We start from the raw sequence: 18,122 nt of genomic DNA on the forward strand, positions 1-18,122 counted from the left end.
AGCATGAACAAATTTAATTAGAAGCGTATCCACTGCAATAATTAAATTTTTTATGCGAAAGCGAAGCGGTTGATTTATGCAAATAATTTTTATTTGCTTGATTAATACGATAATAAAAATTTTTAAATAGATGAAAACTGCCTTTATTACCGGTGTAACCGGTCAGGATGGAGCTTATTTAAGTGAATTCCTATTGAAAAAAGGATATACCGTACACGGCCTCAAACGCCGTTCTTCATTGTTCAATACTGATAGGATAGATCACCTCTATCAGGACCCGCATACCGATAATCGCAAGTTCATTTTGCATTATGGGGACATGACAGACAGTTCTAACTTGATTCGTTTGATCAACGATATTCAGCCCGATGAGATCTATAACCTGGCGGCTATGAGTCATGTTGGGGTATCTTTCCAAGTACCCGAATACACGGCCAATGCAGATGGTATTGGAGCATTGAGAATTTTAGAAGCGGTTCGATTTTTAGGTTTAGAGAATAAAACTAGGGTGTATCAGGCATCTACCTCAGAATTATACGGAAAGGTGCAAGAGGTGCCTCAGACAGAGCAAACGCCATTCTACCCGCGCTCTCCTTATGGCGTCGCAAAGCTCTATGCCTATTGGGCTACTGTCAATTACAGAGAGGCCTACAATATTTTTGCCTGTAATGGGATCTTGTTCAACCACGAATCTCCAATACGTGGAGAGACCTTCGTGACTCGTAAAATTACTCGCGCCGTGGCTCGCATTGCCCTGGGTATGCAAGACATGCTCTATATAGGGAACCTCGATGCTAAACGCGATTGGGGGCATGCCAAGGATTATGTGCGCATGATGTGGATGATCTTACAGCACGATAAGCCGGAAGATTGGGTAATAGCTACGGGAAAGACAACATCCGTGCGAGATTTTGTAAAGATGGCTTTTAGCGAAGTTGGAGTAAGTCTAAGATTCGAAGGAGAGGGTGTTAACGAAAAGGCCTTTGTAAGCGCTGTTAGTAACGAGGAGTACGATCTTAAAGTTGGCCAACAAGTGCTACAGATCGATCCGAATTACTTCAGACCTACAGAAGTTGACCTCTTGGTTGGAGATGCCACTAAAGCTAAAGAAGTTTTGGGTTGGACTCCTAATTACCAACTTAATGATCTGGTCAAAGAGATGGTGGGCAGCGATTTGAAACTGATGGGTAAAGAACGCTATCTTCGAGACGGCGGATACAATACTATGAACTATTACGAATAGCGATGAATAAGGATTCCAAAATCTATATCGCAGGTCATCGAGGCTTGGTAGGGAGTGCCATTCATCGTACACTTTTAGATCAAGGATATACCAACTTTGTGCTCAGAAGCTCTTCGGAATTGGATCTTAGAGATCCGGTTGCTGTTGCAGATTTCTTTGCTGCACACAAACCAGAGTATGTATTCTTGGCAGCTGCAAAGGTGGGAGGAATTGCTGCTAACAATACCTATAGAGCCGAATTCATCTATGATAACTTGATGATCCAGAACAATGTGGTGCATCAAAGTTATTTGAACGGTGTTAAGAAGTTGTTGTTCTTAGGAAGTACTTGTATTTATCCAAAAGAGGCCAAGCAGCCCATTCGAGAAGACGAACTCCTTACCAATCCATTAGAATACACCAACGAGCCTTACGCTATTGCAAAGATCGCAGGTATTAAGCTCTGCGAAAGTTACAATTTGCAATACGGCACGAATTATATCTCTGCAATGCCCACCAATTTGTATGGGCCACACGACAATTTTGACTTGGAAAAGGCACATGTATTACCGGCCTTACTCAGAAAGATCCACCTAGCAAAAGCGCTAGAGGAAAACAATTGGGAGCAGATCCGAACAGACCTAAATAACTTACCAATAGAAGGAGTTAGCGGTGAAGCATCTGAAGCAAATATTCTTGCGAAACTCAACGATTTTGGTGTGAAACAAGATGCCAATGAGGTTCGGGTAGAGATATGGGGTAGTGGTAAACCCATGCGAGAATTTCTTTGGGTCGAAGATATGGCAGCGGCTTGTGTGTTTTTGATGGATACCTACGAGTTTAAAAAAGAGACAGCACATTTGACAGAAGTCCGAAATACCCATATTAATGTGGGTACCGGGGTAGACATTTCTATTGCCGATTTAGCCGAACTTATTAGGTCTGTTGTTGGTTTTTCTGGAAGTTTTTATTTCAACAGCGATAAGCCAGATGGGACCATGAAGAAATTGACCGATGTAAGTAAGATCAATACCATGGGCTGGAAACACGAAGTGGATCTGCCGGGGGGTATTCAGAAAATGTATCAGTGGTATTTGAACCGATAATATACTGACATGAGCGAGCGGGTATTTCTTTCTATTATCACTGTGAACTTTAACAATGCAGTGGGTTTAAAGAAAACCGTGCAGTCTGTTTTGGACCAAGATTTTAAGAATTGGGAATATTTGATCATCGATGGCGGATCAACAGACGGCAGCAAGGAAATTATTGAAGCAAATGCCACAAGTCTTTCTCATTGGGTAAGTGAACCGGACGAGGGAATTTATCACGCGATGAATAAGGGTATCGCTAAGGCAGAAGGTGAGTATTTGTTGTTTTTGAACAGTGGAGATTTTCTTGCAGACACAACAGCTTTAAGCCGTTTTATTGGTCACCAAAGTTTTACAGGAGATATAATTTACGGAGATTATCTATTCGCAGAAGGCAGTAAAAAGTATCCCGATGAGTTGTATCCGGCCTATTTCATGAAAACCTCCTTACCCCATCAAAGTACACTGTTCAAAGCCAGTGTTTTTGATAAACTAGGAAGTTATGACTTACAATTTCCTATGGGAGCGGATAGGGCCTTTTACATCAAGGCCTACTTAGCTGACAATATAAAATTCGCTCATGTTCCTGTTTTTTTAACGCATTTCGATCTTTCGGGAATCAGTAACGACCCGGACTGGAAAAGTAGAAAGCTAAGCGAGGATGAAAGACTGCTAAAACACTGCTATGGTAGTATGTACCACGAAATGAAAGCGGAAATAGAGCAGGAATTACTAGAATCGCGGGTGCCAAAATATTCCGTAAAGGGAATTTTGAAGAGACTCAAAAAGAGACTACGCGACCTATGAAAAAGCTGCCTTTGGTTAGTGTTATAATTACCGCTTTTAATAGGACCGAGTATTTAAAGCAGGCCATTGATAGTGTGCTAAATCAGTCGTATTCTAATATCGAGATCCTTGTTGTTGATGACGGTTCTGAGTCCGATGCCATTCAAAAACTGTGTGCTTCTTTTACTGCGGTGAATTATTACCGAAAAGAAAATGGTGGAATCTCATCAGCTCGTAATTTTGGTCTGGCCAAAGCCAAAGGCGCGTTCATTGCCTTTTTGGACGATGACGATAAGTTCAAACCACATCGAATAGAAGTTCAACTTCAAGTCTTTAAAACTTATCCTGATATTGGCTTGGTGCATACCGCGGCAGAGGTAATTGATTCAGAGGGCAAAACCACGGGTAAAGTATTGGGGGCTAGCGCCGATAAAGCGCACCTCCGAAGTGGTTACGTATTTTGGAATGCCTTGGGTACCTGGCTGCCAAAAGCTCCGACCGTTTTAATGCGACGAGAAGCTGTTGGCGATCTGCGTTTTGATGAGAACCTACAAGCGGGCGAAGACGCAGATTTCTATCAGCGTTTCTTTTATTTCAATAAGATAAAATACCTGGACGAATCCCTTGCGTATTACAGGGAACATGAAAGTGGTAAGCGACTTTCTAAGCAAAAAGAAAAGTATTTAGGTCTGAGTAAAACCATGTATGCAAACCTAAAAGCCCTGGGTATTTCTAACCCTATGCACTTGAGACGCATTGCAAGTAAATTAGTTCGTATGGAGCAACGACTTTATGCGGAAGTTTATCCTAATAGCAAACCCATGTTTTCTAAATGGAAACGCCTGCTTTTTCCAATTACTTGTTTAAAACAGTAACTTCGTGATTCATGCGCGTAGGCAGAAACCCATACAATAAGAAAGAGCTGGCTAGTTCAGCCTTGCATAGGATCATCACAGCCGTATTTATTCCAGACCTAGATGACCCTTATTTTAAGCAGAGTCTTGAAGTGCTTAAAATGTCGCTCGACTCTTTATCAAAAACACGGCATGACCGTGCTTTGCTCACTGTTGTCAATAACGGAAGTTGCTCAGTTGTAACCGATTATTTGCAACAACAGTTTGTCGCTGGTGTGATCGATCAACTCGTGCACCACAGCACGAATTTGGGCAAGATAGACGCAGTTGTGCCTATAGCTAAGAGCTGTCAGGAGCCTCTGATTACCATTACAGATAGCGATGTGTTGTTTCTAGGTGGATGGATGCAAGCTGTGGAGACCGTTTTTGCGAAAATCCCACAGGCCGGTATGGTTTCTCCAGTTCCGCATGGTACAACTTTCGCCAATCATACAGTGAATACCCTTTTTGACGCCTTTTTCCAAAGAAAACTAGGTTTTAGAAGTGCTGCCAATCCGGAGGCGATGCTAAAATTCGCTGAGAGCATAGGGCAATCGGAATCCATGTATAAGAACGAGTTGCGATTAAAATATCAGATGACGGTTAAAGCTAAAGATTGCACGGCTGTTGTGGGTTGTGGTCACTTTGTGGCCACCTATCGCAATGAGGTCTTTAAAAACAGTCCTAATACCTGGAGTCGCTTAGCTTATGCACCAGAGGCAGATAGAGATTATCTAGATATTCCTGTAGAAAGGTCAAAATTGTGGCGTTTGGCAACCACACAGAATTTTGCTTATCATATGGGAAACACCCCGCTGGAGTGGATGGAATCTGAATTGGACGGTATAAAGCCAGCTAAGGTAGATGCCATAGCTCCGCTGCCTATACGTCGTTGGTCTTTGATTCCCTTTGGACTTAAAAAGTTGGTCATTCGCCTTTTGCTTAGCAAATACTTCAGAGCAACTTGGTTTCGATTTTTGGGTTTAAAAGAAGGAGCAAACCGATACTAAGACCCTCTTTCCACAGAAATTATTATTAATGCTGCACGAAAATCCATAAGTTTGAAAGTGTAAAGCCATGCCTTTTGAAGCCATTTAGATTATTTGTCAGACGCGTTCTATACTATTTTCTCAACACTGTCGAGGCTTCTGATAAGGTAGTGTTGAGCGGATATTCCAGAGGTCTTCAAAATGTTGAATTCAAAGGAAAGAACAAAGTTCCAGACCGTTGTAATTTCTCAGGTCGTGTTAAATTGGGTTATGCCACTACACTAGGTTATAACAATTTTCTCCACGGTGATATCGAAATTGGCAATTATTGTCAATTGGGTGCAGATGTAGCTATTCACAGCACAAATCATCCAACTAGCCATTTAACTACCTACATCAATGAAAACCTTTTTGACGGAGACTTGAAAGATCTTAAAGAGATCAAAAAAATCCGAATTGGTCATGATGTTTGGGTGGGTCACAATGCACTGATTGTTGGCAATGTAAATATTGGCAATGGTGCTATAATTGCCAGTGGAGCAGTGGTTACCAAAGACGTCGCGCCTTTTACTATTGTTGGTGGTGTGCCTGCAAGGCAGATCGGGCAACGATTTTCCGATCAGATCATCGCAGAGATACAAGAATTGGCATGGTGGGATTTTGATGCCGAAAAGCTCGAGCAACACCGTCATTTGTTCACCAAAGACTTTAGCAATAGCTCGTCAATTTTCGATTAAAAGATCTAATAGAAGAGATTAATCATCTCTTGTAGAAATAGTTGATTTCCTTGTTGACAGAAAAAGAAATCAATAGGGTTCAGTTGGTAATTTATGGTTAAATTTGAGTACAACTCAAACTAAACAACTGCCTTGATCACTACTATTGCCGAAATAGGACAAGCCCACGATGGAAGTCTTGGTGCAGTTCATGCCTATATCGACGCATTGGCTCAAACAGGAGTCACTGCAGTTAAGTTCCAAACGCATATTGCACACGCAGAAAGTTCTATCCACGAGCCGTTTCGGATTAAATTCAGCAGCCAAGATAAAACGCGCTACGACTATTGGAAGCGCATGGAGTTTACACCAGAACAATGGCAAGCTATTGGTGATCATTGTCGAGAGCTTGGCTTGCAATTTATAAGCAGTCCCTTTAGCAATGCGGCTGTAGCTGTATTAGAAGAGGCTAAGGTGGATGTTTACAAAGTCGGAAGTGGCGAGGTTAATAATTTTCTCTTGTTAGAAAAGATAGCGCAGACCGGAAAACCAGTGATCATCTCTAGTGGAATGAGTAATTATTCAGAACTGGATAAAACAGTGGCATTTTTAAAAGAAAGAGAGGTTCAGTTTTCTGTATTACAATGTACTACCAGTTATCCTACAGCCCCTGAGCAATATGGATTTAACGTAATTCAAGAGCTTAAGGATCGCTATGGAGTGCCTGTTGGGTTCTCTGATCACTCAGCAAAAGTATCTACTGGAATAGCAGCTGCAGCTCTAGGTGCAGAAATCTTGGAGTTTCATGTGGTTTTTGATAGGGCTCAATTTGGCCCCGATAGCAGTTCCTCTTTAACCATAAACGAGGTAAAAGATCTGGTTACAGGGGTAAATAGCGTACATGCAGCTTTAAAGCAACCTGTAAATAAAAGCGATAATAGTGCTTTCGGATCGTTGAAATCGATATTTGAAAAATCGCTTGCCGTAAATAAGGATCTGGCAGCAGGGCATGTACTGACCTTTAACGACTTGGAGGCTAAAAAACCTAAGAATTTTGGTATTGATGCTGCTGATTTTGAGTCTGTATTGGGCAAAGCCCTAAAAAAGGACCTTAAAGCTTGGGACTTTTTAACCGAAAACGACATTTCCCTATGAGTTCAGCACCACGAAAGATTTGTGCGGTAATCACAGCTCGACCATCTTACAGTCGGGTCAAGACAGTTTTGCAGGCGGTAAAAGCACATCCTGATTTGACCTTGCAATTAGTTGTAGCAGGTTCTGCTTTGTTAGATCGCTATGGAAATGCTGTCAATTTCATTGAAAAAGACGGTTTCTCAATCGATGAAAAGGTCTTTATGGTCTTGGAAGGTGAAAATAAGACTGCAATGGCCAAGACCACAGGGCTCGGTGTCATGGAATTGGCCAATGTTTTTTACAATCTGCAACCAGACGCTGTATTAACTATTGCCGATCGTTTTGAAACTATAGCGACCTCTATTGCGGCAGCATACCAAAACATACCCTTGATTCATTTACAAGGAGGGGAGGTAACTGGTAACATAGATGAAAAAGTGCGACATGCCAATACCAAACTGGCAGACATTCACTTTGTGACCTCAGAAGATGCGCGAAACCGCGTGATTAAAATGGGCGAGGATCCAGACTATGTTTTCAATACAGGTTGTCCTTCAATTGACATTGCTAAAAATGTACTCGAAACTCCAGCTTTGGATTTCAACCCTATAGCGCGATACGGAGGAGTCGGCGGGCAGATAGATCACAATTCGGATTATATCGTTGTCATGCAGCATCCGGTGACCACGGAATATCAGCAAGCGAAACAAGATATCACTACTACTTTAGAGGTCATAGACCAGTTAAAAGTGCCTACCTTTTGGTTTTGGCCCAATGTAGATTCGGGAGCTGACGGAACCTCTAGAGGTATTCGATCGTATCGGGAAAAACACAATCCAGATCATATTCGCTTTTTTAAGAATATGGAACCCAATGATTTTCTGAAGTTATTGGTCAACAGTAAATGCTTGATAGGTAATAGTAGTGTAGGGATTCGCGAATGTGCCTTTTTAGGAGTGCCGGTAGTAAATATAGGAACACGCCAAAACAGAAGGCTTCGTGGCGAAAATGTTATCGATGTTTCCTATAAAGCAGCAGAAATTCAAAAGGCTATTTCTGATCAGTTAGAGAACCCAAAGAATAGTCAAAGTAAGGTTTATGGTGATGGCCAAAGCGGGCAGCGAATTGCCGAAATATTGGCCACCTTACCGCTGCGTTTTCACAAAACAATAACCTATTAATGCGGATCCTAGGTCTCATACCGGCGCGAGGAGGTTCAAAGGGAATACCAGCAAAGAACAGCAAAATGCTGGGCGATAAGCCGCTTATGGCCTATACCGCAGCAGCAGCGCAAGAGGCTCAAATGCTCACCGATGTTGTTTTTAGCTCGGAAGATGAGCAGCTCATGGATATGGCCAAGGGCTTAGGATTGTGGGTTCCATTTAAACGTCCAATCGAGTTGGCTACAGATCAGTCTGGATCTTTAGAAGTAGTGAATCACGCATTAGATACGCTAGCTTCGCAGGGTTACCATTACGACGCTGTTTGTCTGTTGCAACTCACCACACCCTTTAGGACCTCTACACAGATAGACTCAGCAGTAAAAAAGTACATTGATGATGGAGCAGATTCTTTAATTTCTGTTATAGAAGTTCCGCATCAATACAATCCCCATTGGGTATTTATGCCCACAGAAAAGGGACTCCGCATAGCAACTGGTGATAGCAAGATTATCAAACGAAGACAAGAATTACCTCCTTGCTATGTTAGAGATGGCGCCATTTATATAACTGCAAACACTGTTTTGCAAGATTCGAACTCCTTTTACGGAGAAGCACTTTCTTATGTTGTCCACCCTTCGGAATCTGCAATTAATTTAGATACCCTGGAAGATTGGGAAAGGGCAGAGCAATGGTTAAAAGCAAGCGAGGCATGAATCAAGACATAAAGATAAGTGTAGTATTACCGGTATATCGCAATGAGGCTATGTTGGAAGAGCTCTGTCAGCGTTTGCTCGAAGTCATGAAGCAATTGAATGCCCAGCCGGAATTGATTTTTGTGAACGACGCCAGTCCAGACAATTCTTGGGAAATAATCAAATCACTCGCGGCCAAACACCCGGAGGTCCGAGGGTTGAATCTGAGTAAGAATTTTGGTCAGCATTACGCGATCTCTGCAGGTCTAGCGCATTCCAATGGCGACTGGGTTGTCGTTATGGATGCCGATCTACAAGATGTGCCAGAAGAAATCACAAAGCTTTATAAGGAGGCTTTAAGAGGTTATGACATTGTGTTGGCTCAACGTCAGAAAAGAAAAGACTCGTGGCTCAAAAAAAGATTTTCACTTTGGTTCTATAAACTGCTTTCTTATTTGTCCGGAGCTAAATACGACGGAAGTGTCGCGAACTATGGGATATACAATAGAAAGGTTGTCGCTGCCATAGTGGACTTACCAGAGAAGAATAGATATTTCCCTTCTATGGTTAAGTGGGTTGGGTTTCATTCGACCTCGATCGCTGTAAATCATGCAAGTCGTGAATCGGGGAGTTCGGCTTATAATTGGAAGAAACGAACAAACTTAGCCTTGGATATTATATTGTCATATTCTGACAAACCCTTGCGATTGGCCATTAAACTAGGTGTTTTGATGGTAATTCTGTCATCGGCGTTTGCAATTTGGATTTTGATTCGATGGATTAAAGGAGATATTGTAGTAGAAGGATACACTTCACTGTTGTTAAGTATCTGGTTCTTGTCGGGAATCTTAATACTTGTTCTAGGTGTTTCTGGACTTTATATTGGAAAGATATTCGAAAACGTGAAAGACCGCCCGACCTATATCGTTAAAGAGGAAATATGACATTTACGCTATATATCTCAGGACAAAAAGGACTCGCTGCATTGCAAGGTATGGAGCAAGAATCAGCCGGCCTTGACCTAGTGGTTATTGGACGAGATACCCATATAACAGCAGATCATTCTGAGGAAATAATAAATTATTGTGAGGCAAAGGGCTACACCTACACTTTAGATAAAGACACCATTAGTAATTCCTCTTATCTAATTGCCGCGGGTTGGCGCTTTTTACTTTACCCCACAGCCAATCAGACCTTGATCGTATTACACGACTCGTTGCTTCCTAAATATCGCGGGTTTAACCCTTTGGTGACTGCCTTGATTAATGGTGATGAAGAAATAGGAGTAACCGCCTTGTTAGGCACAGATTCCTACGATCAAGGACCAATAGTACTGCAACAAGCCATTGGGGTTCAATACCCTTTAAAAATAGCCGATGCTATTATAAAGATAGCAGCTTGCTACAAGGAGATCGTTGCGGCACTATGCTATAAAATAAAACAGGGAGCATTGACACCTCAAAATCAAGATGAAACCAAAGCCACCTACAGTCTTTGGCGCGATGATGAAGATTATTTTATAGACTGGACGCAAACAGCCGAACAGATCGAGAGGCATGTCAATGCCGTGGGCAAACCTTATAATGGGGCAAAGTGCAGATTGGGTCAGCAGCAATTGCGAGTAGATTCAGTTAGAGCGCTCCCCGATGTTTCCATTGCCAATAGAACTCCTGGTAAATTAATTTTTAAGCAAGAAGATAAGCCAGTAGTTGTCTGTGGAGAAGGTCTATTACTCCTAGAAGTATTAAAAACCGAGCAGGGCGATGATTTTTCGTTAGGCAATAAATTTCGCTGCAGATTCAAATAATGAAGTATCCTTTCAACAAACCCTATTTATCTGGTAAGGAACTGCATTATATCGAAGATGCTGTCTCTAAAGGGAAGATCTCCGGAAATGGTCATTATACGAAAAAGTGTCAATCCTATTTTGAGTCTCAATATGGGTTTAAAAAGACCTTGTTGACCACTAGCTGCACCGACGCGCTAGAGATGGCAGCGATTTTATTGGATATTCAGCCAGGAGACCAAGTAATCGTTCCTTCTTTTACTTTTGTTTCAACAGCCAATGCATTTGTATTGCATGGGGCTGAGGTTGTATTTGCAGATAGTCAGTCAGAGCATCCAAATATAGACGCGGCTAAGATCAAAGGACTCATTACCCCTAAGACAAAAGCCATTGTGGTGGTTCACTACGCTGGAGTCGCTTGTGATATGGACCCCATTATGGAATTGGCAGATGCCCATGGAATTTTTGTAGTCGAAGACGCGGCTCAGGCTATTGCTAGTACCTATAAGGGTAGATATTTAGGGGGAATTGGCCATTTAGGAGCCTTTTCCTTTCACGAGACCAAGAATTTGCAGTGTGGAGAAGGTGGTTTGTTGACGATCAATGATGACCGGTTTCTCAAACGCTCGGAGATCATTTGGGAAAAGGGTACCAACAGAAGTGCTTTTTTTAGAGGAGAGGTAGACAAGTATGGTTGGGTAGATGTAGGCTCTTCCTTTTTACCAAGCGAATTGAATGCGGCCTATTTGTGGGCACAGCTCGAGCAACTAGATAAGATTCAACAAGAACGCAAACGCATTTGGAGAGCCTATCACGATCAGCTGCAGTCTTGGGCAGATGCTTTAGGAATAAAATTGCCCAAGCTACCAGATTACGCAGTCAACAATGCTCACATGTTTTATTTGGTCTGCCAGAACCAAGAACAGAGAGCAGCATTGATTAGTCACTTAAAGAATAGAGATATTTTGGCTGTTTTTCATTACCAAAGCTTACATAGGAGCGCTTTTTTCAAGGATCTTTATCATGGAGAACCTCTTGAAAATTCTGATTTATATACGGCGTGTTTGTTACGCCTTCCATTGTATTATGGTTTAGATGTGGATTACATCATCCAGCAAGTCAAACAGTTTGATGGAATACAATAAACTTATTGAATATACTTTTCGCGGGTCTGTCCTAATTTACGGACTATTGGCCGCCTTTTACTTTCTAAGCAAGCCATTTGGCCTGGGCGATGAGTCTCAGTTCATTGCGGATTTGCAGCTTTTAGAAGAGCAAGGCTATTACAGCGCTGTCGCAAAAGGAGTTTCTATTCCCTATATGATCTTGAGCTATCCCTTTAACTCGATCTTATCTACAGGACTTGCACTGCGAGTGACCAATCTTGTAATGTTGTTTGCTCTAGCTTACTATTTCTATCGAAGGCGAGTCCTGCTGAGTTCAAATTTTTTTGGATTGCTCTTGTTTTACATCAGCAGTTATGGGTACTTCTATTTAGGTACTAATGACGCGTTTTTCACCTGTTGTTTAGCTGTTGTTTTTGTTGAGACCTCCCGAATCAAGGATGCCGAGGCAAACGCAAGTCCTCTTCTTTTATTGATCGCTATGATTAGCGCCGTATTTACGCGGGAGTTGATCCTTGTCTATTTGCCAGCCTGTCTTCTGGCCTTATGGTATGTCCGAGATTCTTTGCTGAGGCACAAAAAGAAATTGTACTGGGCTGTGGCTTTAGTAGTCTTACTATTGGCTTTGAATTACCCGTCCTTAAAAGAGAACGGAAAGCTGGCTTACGATCAGAAGTTACCGCCTACAGGAACTGTTGCTAGCTGGCCACAACGTCAGTATCTAGCGCAGCTTATGGTAAATCAAGGAGCCTTGTCCAACTATAACCATCCGTCTTGGGAACAGACAGATGCTTATTTGGGAAAATATGGTGAAAATGCGCTCCCTAGGACTGTGTCAGAAGCCATGCTCCAGGACCCCGCATTTACCATTAAGGAATTTGTAAAAGACTTTATTTATGTCTTTCAATATACAACCCGCTCTGTTGGTCTGATCTACTTTTTGATCTTAGGGTTTGCTCTTATTGAGTTATGGAAGAAGCGCAGTCTCGCTGCTGTCAATTATATACCTTTGGCATTACTGGGAACCATCTCAGTTTTTGCCTTGATCATCATTTCTTTTGTGGAGTTGCGTTGGCTCGCCCCCTTGGCAATTGGTTCCTTATTCTACTTTGAACGTCAGTTGATGAAAGGGAATATACCTTCCTTCTGGAAGCAACTCAATCAAGGATTAATCGTGCTACTTTGCGTTTACGGTAGCTATAATATGTTTATTAAATTGGCTTGGATTGGAGCATAAAAAGAACATACTTGTTTTAGTGCCTGACGGCACAGGAATAAAAAACTATCTCTACACAAGATTGTTTAAGGGCGAGGGTATTAAACGAGGTCTCTTGCATAGTTTTGACAAAGAAACCTTAACCGAAATATCTAAACATTTTCCGGCGGAGTACCAGCAACAAATTCCCAAGTACAAAGAAAGTTTTAGGGAGAAGTTTCTGCGAGAACTGATCCATAGAGCTCGTTTAATTCACAACGCCAAGATCAGCTCGAATCCTACCATTTTAAAATTTTGGGGTAAACGACCAAAGTCGTTAAAACTCAAAGTGTTTTATGCAGCCGTTATTTTTACAGCTCGCTTCTACACCAATTACAAGGCTATTTTGCGATTGGAATCTAGATATGATAAAGCCCTGAGAAAGAACCCTTTTTACGGTGAGTGCAGGTCACTTTTAGAACAACATCGCCCGGACATACTTTTTTGTACCCATCAGCGAGCTTTGAGTGCTCCAGGAATCTTTATGGCTGCCCGTGATCTGGGTATTCGAACCGTAACCGTGATCTATTCTTGGGATAATTTACCCAAGGCGCGACTAGCCTTGCGAGCAGATCAATATTTGCTTTGGTCGGACCATATGTTTGCAGAAATGCAGCTTTTCTATCCGGAGATCGACTCAGAAAAACTTGTGGTAACGGGCACGCCGCAATTTGAGTTCTATGAGCACGAGAAACATCTAATTCCAAAGGATGAGTTTTATGCCAAGTATGATCTAGACCCTAAAAAGCGTATCCTATGTTTCTCCGGAGACGATGTTCGCACCTCTCCGTATGACCCTCAATATTTGAATGATATTGCCCAAGAGATCTTAGATGGCCCTTATAAAGACGAATTTCAAATTCTCTTTAGACGTTGCCCTGTTGATGTATCGGGGCGTTTCCAGGCCGTTGTGAAGCGTTTTCCGGAACTTATCAAAGAAGCCCCGCCGATATGGAATTTCAATAGCAAAGTATGGACCACCATATACCCAGCTTCAGAAGACATTGATTTACTTGTTAGTACTGCTTTTTATGCTGATGTGGTAGTCAATGTAGGTTCTACCATGGCTTTCGATTTTGGGATGTTCGGCAAGCCTTGTATTTTCATTAATTACGATGTTCCAGAAGCCAGCTCTTGGTCTGTGAATACAGTTTACCAATACCAACACTTTAGAAGCATGCCCAATTCCAGTGCTGTTTTGTGGTTGAGCAATAAAAATGAGGTCAATTCCCTGTTGAAAAAGGTTCTATTGGGCGAAAAGACCACTATAAACGATTGGTTTCAGGAAGTGGTTAAAGACCCCAATCAGGCCTCAGAAAAAATAAGAAAACTACTCTTGTGATGCATATAGTATTTCTTTCTCACGAATATCCGCTTTGGTCATCTGGTGGCATAGGCACTTTTTTGCAGACCTTAGGACGCTCCCTTGTCACCAAGGGACACAAGGTTAGTATTGTTGGGCCGGGAGTAAAGTCTCAAGAGGAAGTATTGAACGATCAAGGTGTTGTGCTTTTTCGTTTGAAGAAGAATCCCTTACCTGGGCCAAATTTTATTTATAATGCCTTTGCAATAAATAAAAAGCTCAGGGAATTAGACCAAAAAGATCCTATTGCCATAGTTGAGGCTTCAGAACTTGGCTTGGCCTTTATCAATTCTCGCTTGGCAGCCAAAAAGGTTATTCGACTTCACGGTGGTCATCACTTTTTTGCGGAGGCTGAGAACCGGGGAATCAATTGGCGACGTGGCGCGTTGGAAAAACGTTCTTTTAAAAAGGCAGATGCTTTTATAGCGGGCACCAAATACGTTTTAAACCATACTGGAAAATATCTCAGTTATCACACCGCAGCCGTTTCTGTTATCCCTAATCCGATACAGACCGATGTTGCTATTCCTAAAGTTGAAGTCGATCAGAATTTAATCTTGTTTGCGGGAACCATTTGCGAGAAAAAGGGGGTACGGCAACTTATTCAGGCCTTTAAACTAGCAAGAGAAAAACGACCAAGTTTGATCTTGGAACTTTACGGAAGAGAGTGGTTCTACCCCGATGGCAGATCATTTGAGCAATCGCTTCGATCAGAATTATCTAAAGACCACTTTGAGCATGTGCGATTTATGGGGCCCGTGTCGCGCCCCGAGCTCGATAAAGCTTATGCAAGTGCTGCAGTCTGTGTATTCCCGTCTCATATGGAAACACAAGGATTAGTATCTTTAGAAGCCATGCTTTTGGAAAGACCGGTGGTTTTTTCAAAGTATGGACCTGGACCAGAGACCATAATTCACAGAGAAACTGGATTGCTGGCAGACGTCTACGAACCAGATGATATTGCCGCACAAATAAACTGGGTGTTGGATCATCCTGCGGAGGCGGAAGCTATGGGTAAGGCGGCGCGAAAGCAGGTTCTAACGAATTATGAACTGGAAAAGATCACAGAGGCCAACTTAAATTTTTACAGAACCTTATTGGATAAATAATGACCAGATTTAAAGCAGATATCGCCAAGTATAAACGCTACTCCAACAAGAGCGCACTTGTCCTTTTGCTTACTCAACAAGGACTTTGGGCGCTATGTGTTTATCGTATAAACAATAGGATATATCGTTCCAAGATACCAGGGATCTTTAAGCGTATTTTACTCGGTTTCGGACTGCTATGGCAGAAGTGGATTGAGATGATAGCTGGAATCTCATTGCCTTATTCGGCTAGTATCGGTCCTGGATGTTATATCGGTCATTTTGGAGGAATAATTGTCAATGCCAATGCCGAGATAGGAGCAGATTGTAACCTGTCTCAAGGAGTAACTATTGGAGTTAGTGGTCGTGGATCGAATAGAGGAGTGCCACGTATAGGAGATCGCGTTTATATTGGCGCAAACACAGTGGTGGCTGGACGCATAGAGGTCGGAAACGATGCCGTTTTGGGGGCCTGTTCATTAGTTATTAATGATGTACCAGCATCCACGACAGTACTGGGTGTTCCTGCGGTTCAAATAAGTGATAAGGACTCTTCAGATTATATTTTATGAAATTATTAGTCGTTGGAGCTGCGCCTTTTATTGCTACACCAGATGGCTGGGTAGCCTATTCTCCTTTGGTTATGGAAATGGATCTGTGGTTTGATAAAGTAGATCATGTCACGGTAATGGCTCCAACGTCTTATGACAAGCCTTTGCTTACTAAACCTTTAGCGCGTCAAGATATTAAGGTGGTCTCTATTCCGGCATTCGATATGAATTCGTTTGGAGGAATTTTTAGGATGCTATGGGCTTTGCCCATAATTAAGGTCAAGATGTTGATAGCGATGGCTAAGGCAGATCATATACATTTGCGTTGTCCGGGAAATATCGGTTTAATTTCTAGTTGGATGCAGCTCTTATTTCCAAGAAAAATTAAGACCGCCAAATACGCAGGTAATTGGGATCCGGAATCCCCCCAACCGTGGACCTATCGTTTACAGAAGTATCTGCTCAGCAATTCCTTTCTAACAAGAAATATGCAGGTCTTGGTGTACGGAGATTGGCCAAATCAATCTAAAAACATAAAACCCTTCTTTACTGCGACCTATTGGGAAAAAGATAAAGAGGCGCTACATGAACGCTCCTATACTGAAACCATACAAATGGTCTATTTAGGAACCTTAAGCGCAAACAAAAGAGTCGATTATGCGATTGAGTTAACGGCGGAATTAAAAAACCGAGGGATCTCAATTAAGTTTGATGTTTTTGGAGCAGGAGCAGAACAAGCCAAGCTGAAGGAGCTTGCGGTCAAATGCGCTTTAGAGCATGAGGTTGTGTTTCATGGGAATCAGCCCAAAGAAGTGGTCACTTCGGCTTTAAAGAAAGCAGATTTTGCGATCCTACCTTCTAAATCAGAAGGTTGGCCTAAAGCTGTTGCGGAGGCCATGTTTTGGGGAGCAATTCCATTGGCAAGTGCTGTGTCTTGTGTGCCGTGGATGCTGGATTATGGTAATCGAGGGCTGCTGTTGGATTTTAAGACCGATGCAGAAACGATCCAGGCAATGTTATCGCGACCCAAACGACTTCGAAACATGTCTGCGGCTGCAGCGGCCTGGTCAAGACAATACACCTTAGATAAATTCGAATCAGAAATAGAAATGCTTTTGAAATGATCAAGGCGATCCAACTTATTGATTCCTTACATGCCGGTGGTGCCGAACGTGTGGCAGTGAGTTATGCCAATGCCTTGAAGCCTGAAATTTTGGCGTCTCACCTCTGTACTACAAGAGAAGAAGGTGACTTAAAAGAGCAATTGAACGAAGGAGTCGGTTATCTGTTTTTAAAAAAGCGATCTGCTCTTGATATTCTAGCTGTAGTCCGATTAGTGCGGTATTGCAAAAACAATCAAATAAACATTATTCATGCCCACGGCTCATCATTTTTGACAGCTGTGTTGGCACATTTTTTTCTCGGAAGTACTAAAGTGGTCTGGCACAACCATTATGGGAACATTCAAGCAATGGGACGATTGTATTTGGGAGTGCTTCGTTGGTGTTCTCGCTATTTCTCTGCGATATTGACGGTGAATGAACAACTTAAAACATGGTCTGAGTCTTATTTAAGATGTTCGGTCGTAGCTTATTTTAAAAATGGCGTACCTATTCTAGACAACGATAAGGTCATTCCTGTTGATTTAGAAGGAGACCCTAACTTGCGCATTTTATTGATGGCCAACTTCCGAGAAGAGAAAGATCATCTCAATGCAATTGAGGCATTTAGCAAAGTTAAGCGTGCAATTCCAGAAGCCACCCTGCATTTAATCGGAAGGCATACCGATCTCAGTATTTTAAAGGAGGTAAATGCTCGAATTGAGAAATACGAATTGGCAGCTGCTGTTTTTCTGCACGGATCAAAACAGAATGTGAACGGATTCATGCGTGCATGCAGACTTGGTTTACTGTCCTCAAAAGCAGAAGGATTACCCATGGCGCTTTTGGAATATGGAGGTATGGGCATGATAGTAGTTAGTACTGCTGTTGGGCAATGCCCAAGTGTATTGGGAAATGATGGTTACTTGGTTCCTCCAGAAAATCCAACGGCCCTAGCAGAAGCTTTGATCAAGGCTCTTAAGGAGGACAATGCGAATATGGCAGCGGCGTTTCACGAAAGGGTAATATCCGAATACTCGATACGAGCAATTATACCTAAATTGGTGCAGTATTATGAGTCAGTACGCTAAAAATATCCGCAAGTTTACTTATGTGCAACTGTTGGGTCTTCATATAGGTCTGGCGCTGCTGGTATATTTAATTCGGCC

General features: G+C 42.2%; 18 protein-coding genes. All 18 read left to right on the forward strand.

Annotated features, from left to right (window positions below; genetic code table 11):
- Positions 1–130 precede the first annotated feature (130 nt).
- The 18 genes from gmd to BTO09_RS10885 all read left to right on the forward strand — a co-directional run bounded on the left by gmd (position 131) and on the right by BTO09_RS10885 (position 18,044).
- Complete coding sequence (gene gmd, locus BTO09_RS10800; RefSeq protein WP_087524792.1) at positions 131–1,243, forward strand: GDP-mannose 4,6-dehydratase; 1,113 nt, start codon at positions 131–133, stop codon at positions 1,241–1,243.
- Between the two features lie 2 nt (positions 1,244–1,245).
- Positions 1,246–2,328: a GDP-L-fucose synthase gene (locus tag BTO09_RS10805; protein ID WP_087524793.1), complete on the forward strand. Its 1,083-nt coding sequence runs from the start codon at positions 1,246–1,248 to the stop codon at positions 2,326–2,328.
- 9 nt (positions 2,329–2,337) lie between these two features.
- Positions 2,338–3,120 (forward strand): glycosyltransferase family 2 protein, encoded by a 783-nt coding sequence (locus BTO09_RS10810; RefSeq protein ID WP_087524794.1) that lies wholly within the window; start codon positions 2,338–2,340, stop codon positions 3,118–3,120.
- Complete coding sequence (locus BTO09_RS10815) at positions 3,117–3,974, forward strand: glycosyltransferase family 2 protein (RefSeq protein ID WP_087524795.1); 858 nt, start codon at positions 3,117–3,119, stop codon at positions 3,972–3,974. The genes BTO09_RS10810 and BTO09_RS10815 overlap by 4 nt, the downstream gene beginning before the upstream one ends.
- An 11-nt stretch (positions 3,975–3,985) precedes the next feature.
- Positions 3,986–5,002, forward strand: coding sequence for a glycosyltransferase family A protein (locus BTO09_RS10820; protein ID WP_087524796.1), 1,017 nt, complete (start codon positions 3,986–3,988; stop codon positions 5,000–5,002).
- Between the two features lie 74 nt (positions 5,003–5,076).
- A complete protein-coding gene (locus BTO09_RS10825; protein ID WP_157663491.1) occupies positions 5,077–5,718 on the forward strand; it encodes a CatB-related O-acetyltransferase in 642 nt (213 codons plus the stop codon).
- A 135-nt stretch (positions 5,719–5,853) separates the two neighbouring features.
- A complete protein-coding gene (locus tag BTO09_RS10830; RefSeq protein WP_087525546.1) occupies positions 5,854–6,852 on the forward strand; it encodes an N-acetylneuraminate synthase family protein in 999 nt (332 codons plus the stop codon).
- Complete coding sequence (gene neuC / locus BTO09_RS10835) at positions 6,849–8,012, forward strand: UDP-N-acetylglucosamine 2-epimerase (protein WP_087524798.1); 1,164 nt, start codon at positions 6,849–6,851, stop codon at positions 8,010–8,012. The genes BTO09_RS10830 and neuC overlap by 4 nt, the downstream gene beginning before the upstream one ends.
- Complete coding sequence (locus BTO09_RS10840) at positions 8,012–8,707, forward strand: cytidylyltransferase domain-containing protein (RefSeq protein WP_087524799.1); 696 nt, start codon at positions 8,012–8,014, stop codon at positions 8,705–8,707. The genes neuC and BTO09_RS10840 overlap by 1 nt, the downstream gene beginning before the upstream one ends.
- On the forward strand, positions 8,704–9,630 hold the full coding sequence (locus BTO09_RS10845; protein ID WP_087525547.1) for a glycosyltransferase family 2 protein: 927 nt from the start codon (positions 8,704–8,706) through the stop codon (positions 9,628–9,630). The genes BTO09_RS10840 and BTO09_RS10845 overlap by 4 nt, the downstream gene beginning before the upstream one ends.
- A complete protein-coding gene (locus BTO09_RS10850; protein ID WP_087524800.1) occupies positions 9,627–10,493 on the forward strand; it encodes a formyltransferase family protein in 867 nt (288 codons plus the stop codon). Before BTO09_RS10845 ends, BTO09_RS10850 begins: the two co-directional genes overlap by 4 nt.
- Positions 10,493–11,617, forward strand: coding sequence for a dTDP-4-amino-4,6-dideoxygalactose transaminase (rffA, locus tag BTO09_RS10855; RefSeq protein ID WP_087524801.1), 1,125 nt, complete (start codon positions 10,493–10,495; stop codon positions 11,615–11,617). The genes BTO09_RS10850 and rffA overlap by 1 nt, the downstream gene beginning before the upstream one ends.
- On the forward strand, positions 11,604–12,833 hold the full coding sequence (locus BTO09_RS10860; protein WP_157663492.1) for a hypothetical protein: 1,230 nt from the start codon (positions 11,604–11,606) through the stop codon (positions 12,831–12,833). The genes rffA and BTO09_RS10860 overlap by 14 nt, the downstream gene beginning before the upstream one ends.
- Positions 12,823–14,193: a hypothetical protein gene (locus BTO09_RS10865; protein ID WP_087524803.1), complete on the forward strand. Its 1,371-nt coding sequence runs from the start codon at positions 12,823–12,825 to the stop codon at positions 14,191–14,193. Before BTO09_RS10860 ends, BTO09_RS10865 begins: the two co-directional genes overlap by 11 nt.
- Complete coding sequence (locus BTO09_RS10870; protein WP_087524804.1) at positions 14,193–15,323, forward strand: glycosyltransferase family 4 protein; 1,131 nt, start codon at positions 14,193–14,195, stop codon at positions 15,321–15,323. Before BTO09_RS10865 ends, BTO09_RS10870 begins: the two co-directional genes overlap by 1 nt.
- The gene (locus BTO09_RS10875) at positions 15,323–15,874 is read left to right on the forward strand and encodes a serine O-acetyltransferase (protein ID WP_087524805.1); all 552 of its coding nucleotides are present in this window, start codon (positions 15,323–15,325) and stop codon (positions 15,872–15,874) included. The genes BTO09_RS10870 and BTO09_RS10875 overlap by 1 nt, the downstream gene beginning before the upstream one ends.
- Positions 15,871–16,977 (forward strand): glycosyltransferase, encoded by a 1,107-nt coding sequence (locus BTO09_RS10880; protein WP_087524806.1) that lies wholly within the window; start codon positions 15,871–15,873, stop codon positions 16,975–16,977. Before BTO09_RS10875 ends, BTO09_RS10880 begins: the two co-directional genes overlap by 4 nt.
- Positions 16,974–18,044: a glycosyltransferase gene (locus tag BTO09_RS10885; RefSeq protein ID WP_087524807.1), complete on the forward strand. Its 1,071-nt coding sequence runs from the start codon at positions 16,974–16,976 to the stop codon at positions 18,042–18,044. The genes BTO09_RS10880 and BTO09_RS10885 overlap by 4 nt, the downstream gene beginning before the upstream one ends.
- Positions 18,045–18,122: the final 78 nt, after the last annotated feature.

It is taken from the genome of Gilvibacter sp. SZ-19 (assembly GCF_002163875.1).
In the GTDB taxonomy this organism is placed as follows: domain Bacteria; phylum Bacteroidota; class Bacteroidia; order Flavobacteriales; family Flavobacteriaceae; genus Gilvibacter.

Excerpts from the sequence above, each read along its gene's own strand:
- gmd (WP_087524792.1), top strand. The coding sequence starts at position 131 with ATGAAAACTGCCTTTATTACCGGTGTAACCGGTCAGGATGGAGCTTAT.
- BTO09_RS10805 (WP_087524793.1), top strand. The coding sequence starts at position 1,246 with ATGAATAAGGATTCCAAAATCTATATCGCAGGTCATCGAGGCTTGGTA.
- BTO09_RS10810 (WP_087524794.1), top strand. The coding sequence starts at position 2,338 with ATGAGCGAGCGGGTATTTCTTTCTATTATCACTGTGAACTTTAACAAT.
- BTO09_RS10815 (WP_087524795.1), top strand. The coding sequence starts at position 3,117 with ATGAAAAAGCTGCCTTTGGTTAGTGTTATAATTACCGCTTTTAATAGG.
- BTO09_RS10820 (WP_087524796.1), top strand. The coding sequence starts at position 3,986 with ATGCGCGTAGGCAGAAACCCATACAATAAGAAAGAGCTGGCTAGTTCA.
- neuC (WP_087524798.1), top strand. The coding sequence starts at position 6,849 with ATGAGTTCAGCACCACGAAAGATTTGTGCGGTAATCACAGCTCGACCA.
- BTO09_RS10840 (WP_087524799.1), top strand. The coding sequence starts at position 8,012 with ATGCGGATCCTAGGTCTCATACCGGCGCGAGGAGGTTCAAAGGGAATA.
- BTO09_RS10845 (WP_087525547.1), top strand. The coding sequence starts at position 8,704 with ATGAATCAAGACATAAAGATAAGTGTAGTATTACCGGTATATCGCAAT.
- BTO09_RS10850 (WP_087524800.1), top strand. The coding sequence starts at position 9,627 with ATGACATTTACGCTATATATCTCAGGACAAAAAGGACTCGCTGCATTG.
- rffA (WP_087524801.1), top strand. The coding sequence starts at position 10,493 with ATGAAGTATCCTTTCAACAAACCCTATTTATCTGGTAAGGAACTGCAT.
- BTO09_RS10860 (WP_157663492.1), top strand. The coding sequence starts at position 11,604 with ATGGAATACAATAAACTTATTGAATATACTTTTCGCGGGTCTGTCCTA.
- BTO09_RS10870 (WP_087524804.1), top strand. The coding sequence starts at position 14,193 with ATGCATATAGTATTTCTTTCTCACGAATATCCGCTTTGGTCATCTGGT.
- BTO09_RS10875 (WP_087524805.1), top strand. The coding sequence starts at position 15,323 with ATGACCAGATTTAAAGCAGATATCGCCAAGTATAAACGCTACTCCAAC.
- BTO09_RS10880 (WP_087524806.1), top strand. The coding sequence starts at position 15,871 with ATGAAATTATTAGTCGTTGGAGCTGCGCCTTTTATTGCTACACCAGAT.
- BTO09_RS10885 (WP_087524807.1), top strand. The coding sequence starts at position 16,974 with ATGATCAAGGCGATCCAACTTATTGATTCCTTACATGCCGGTGGTGCC.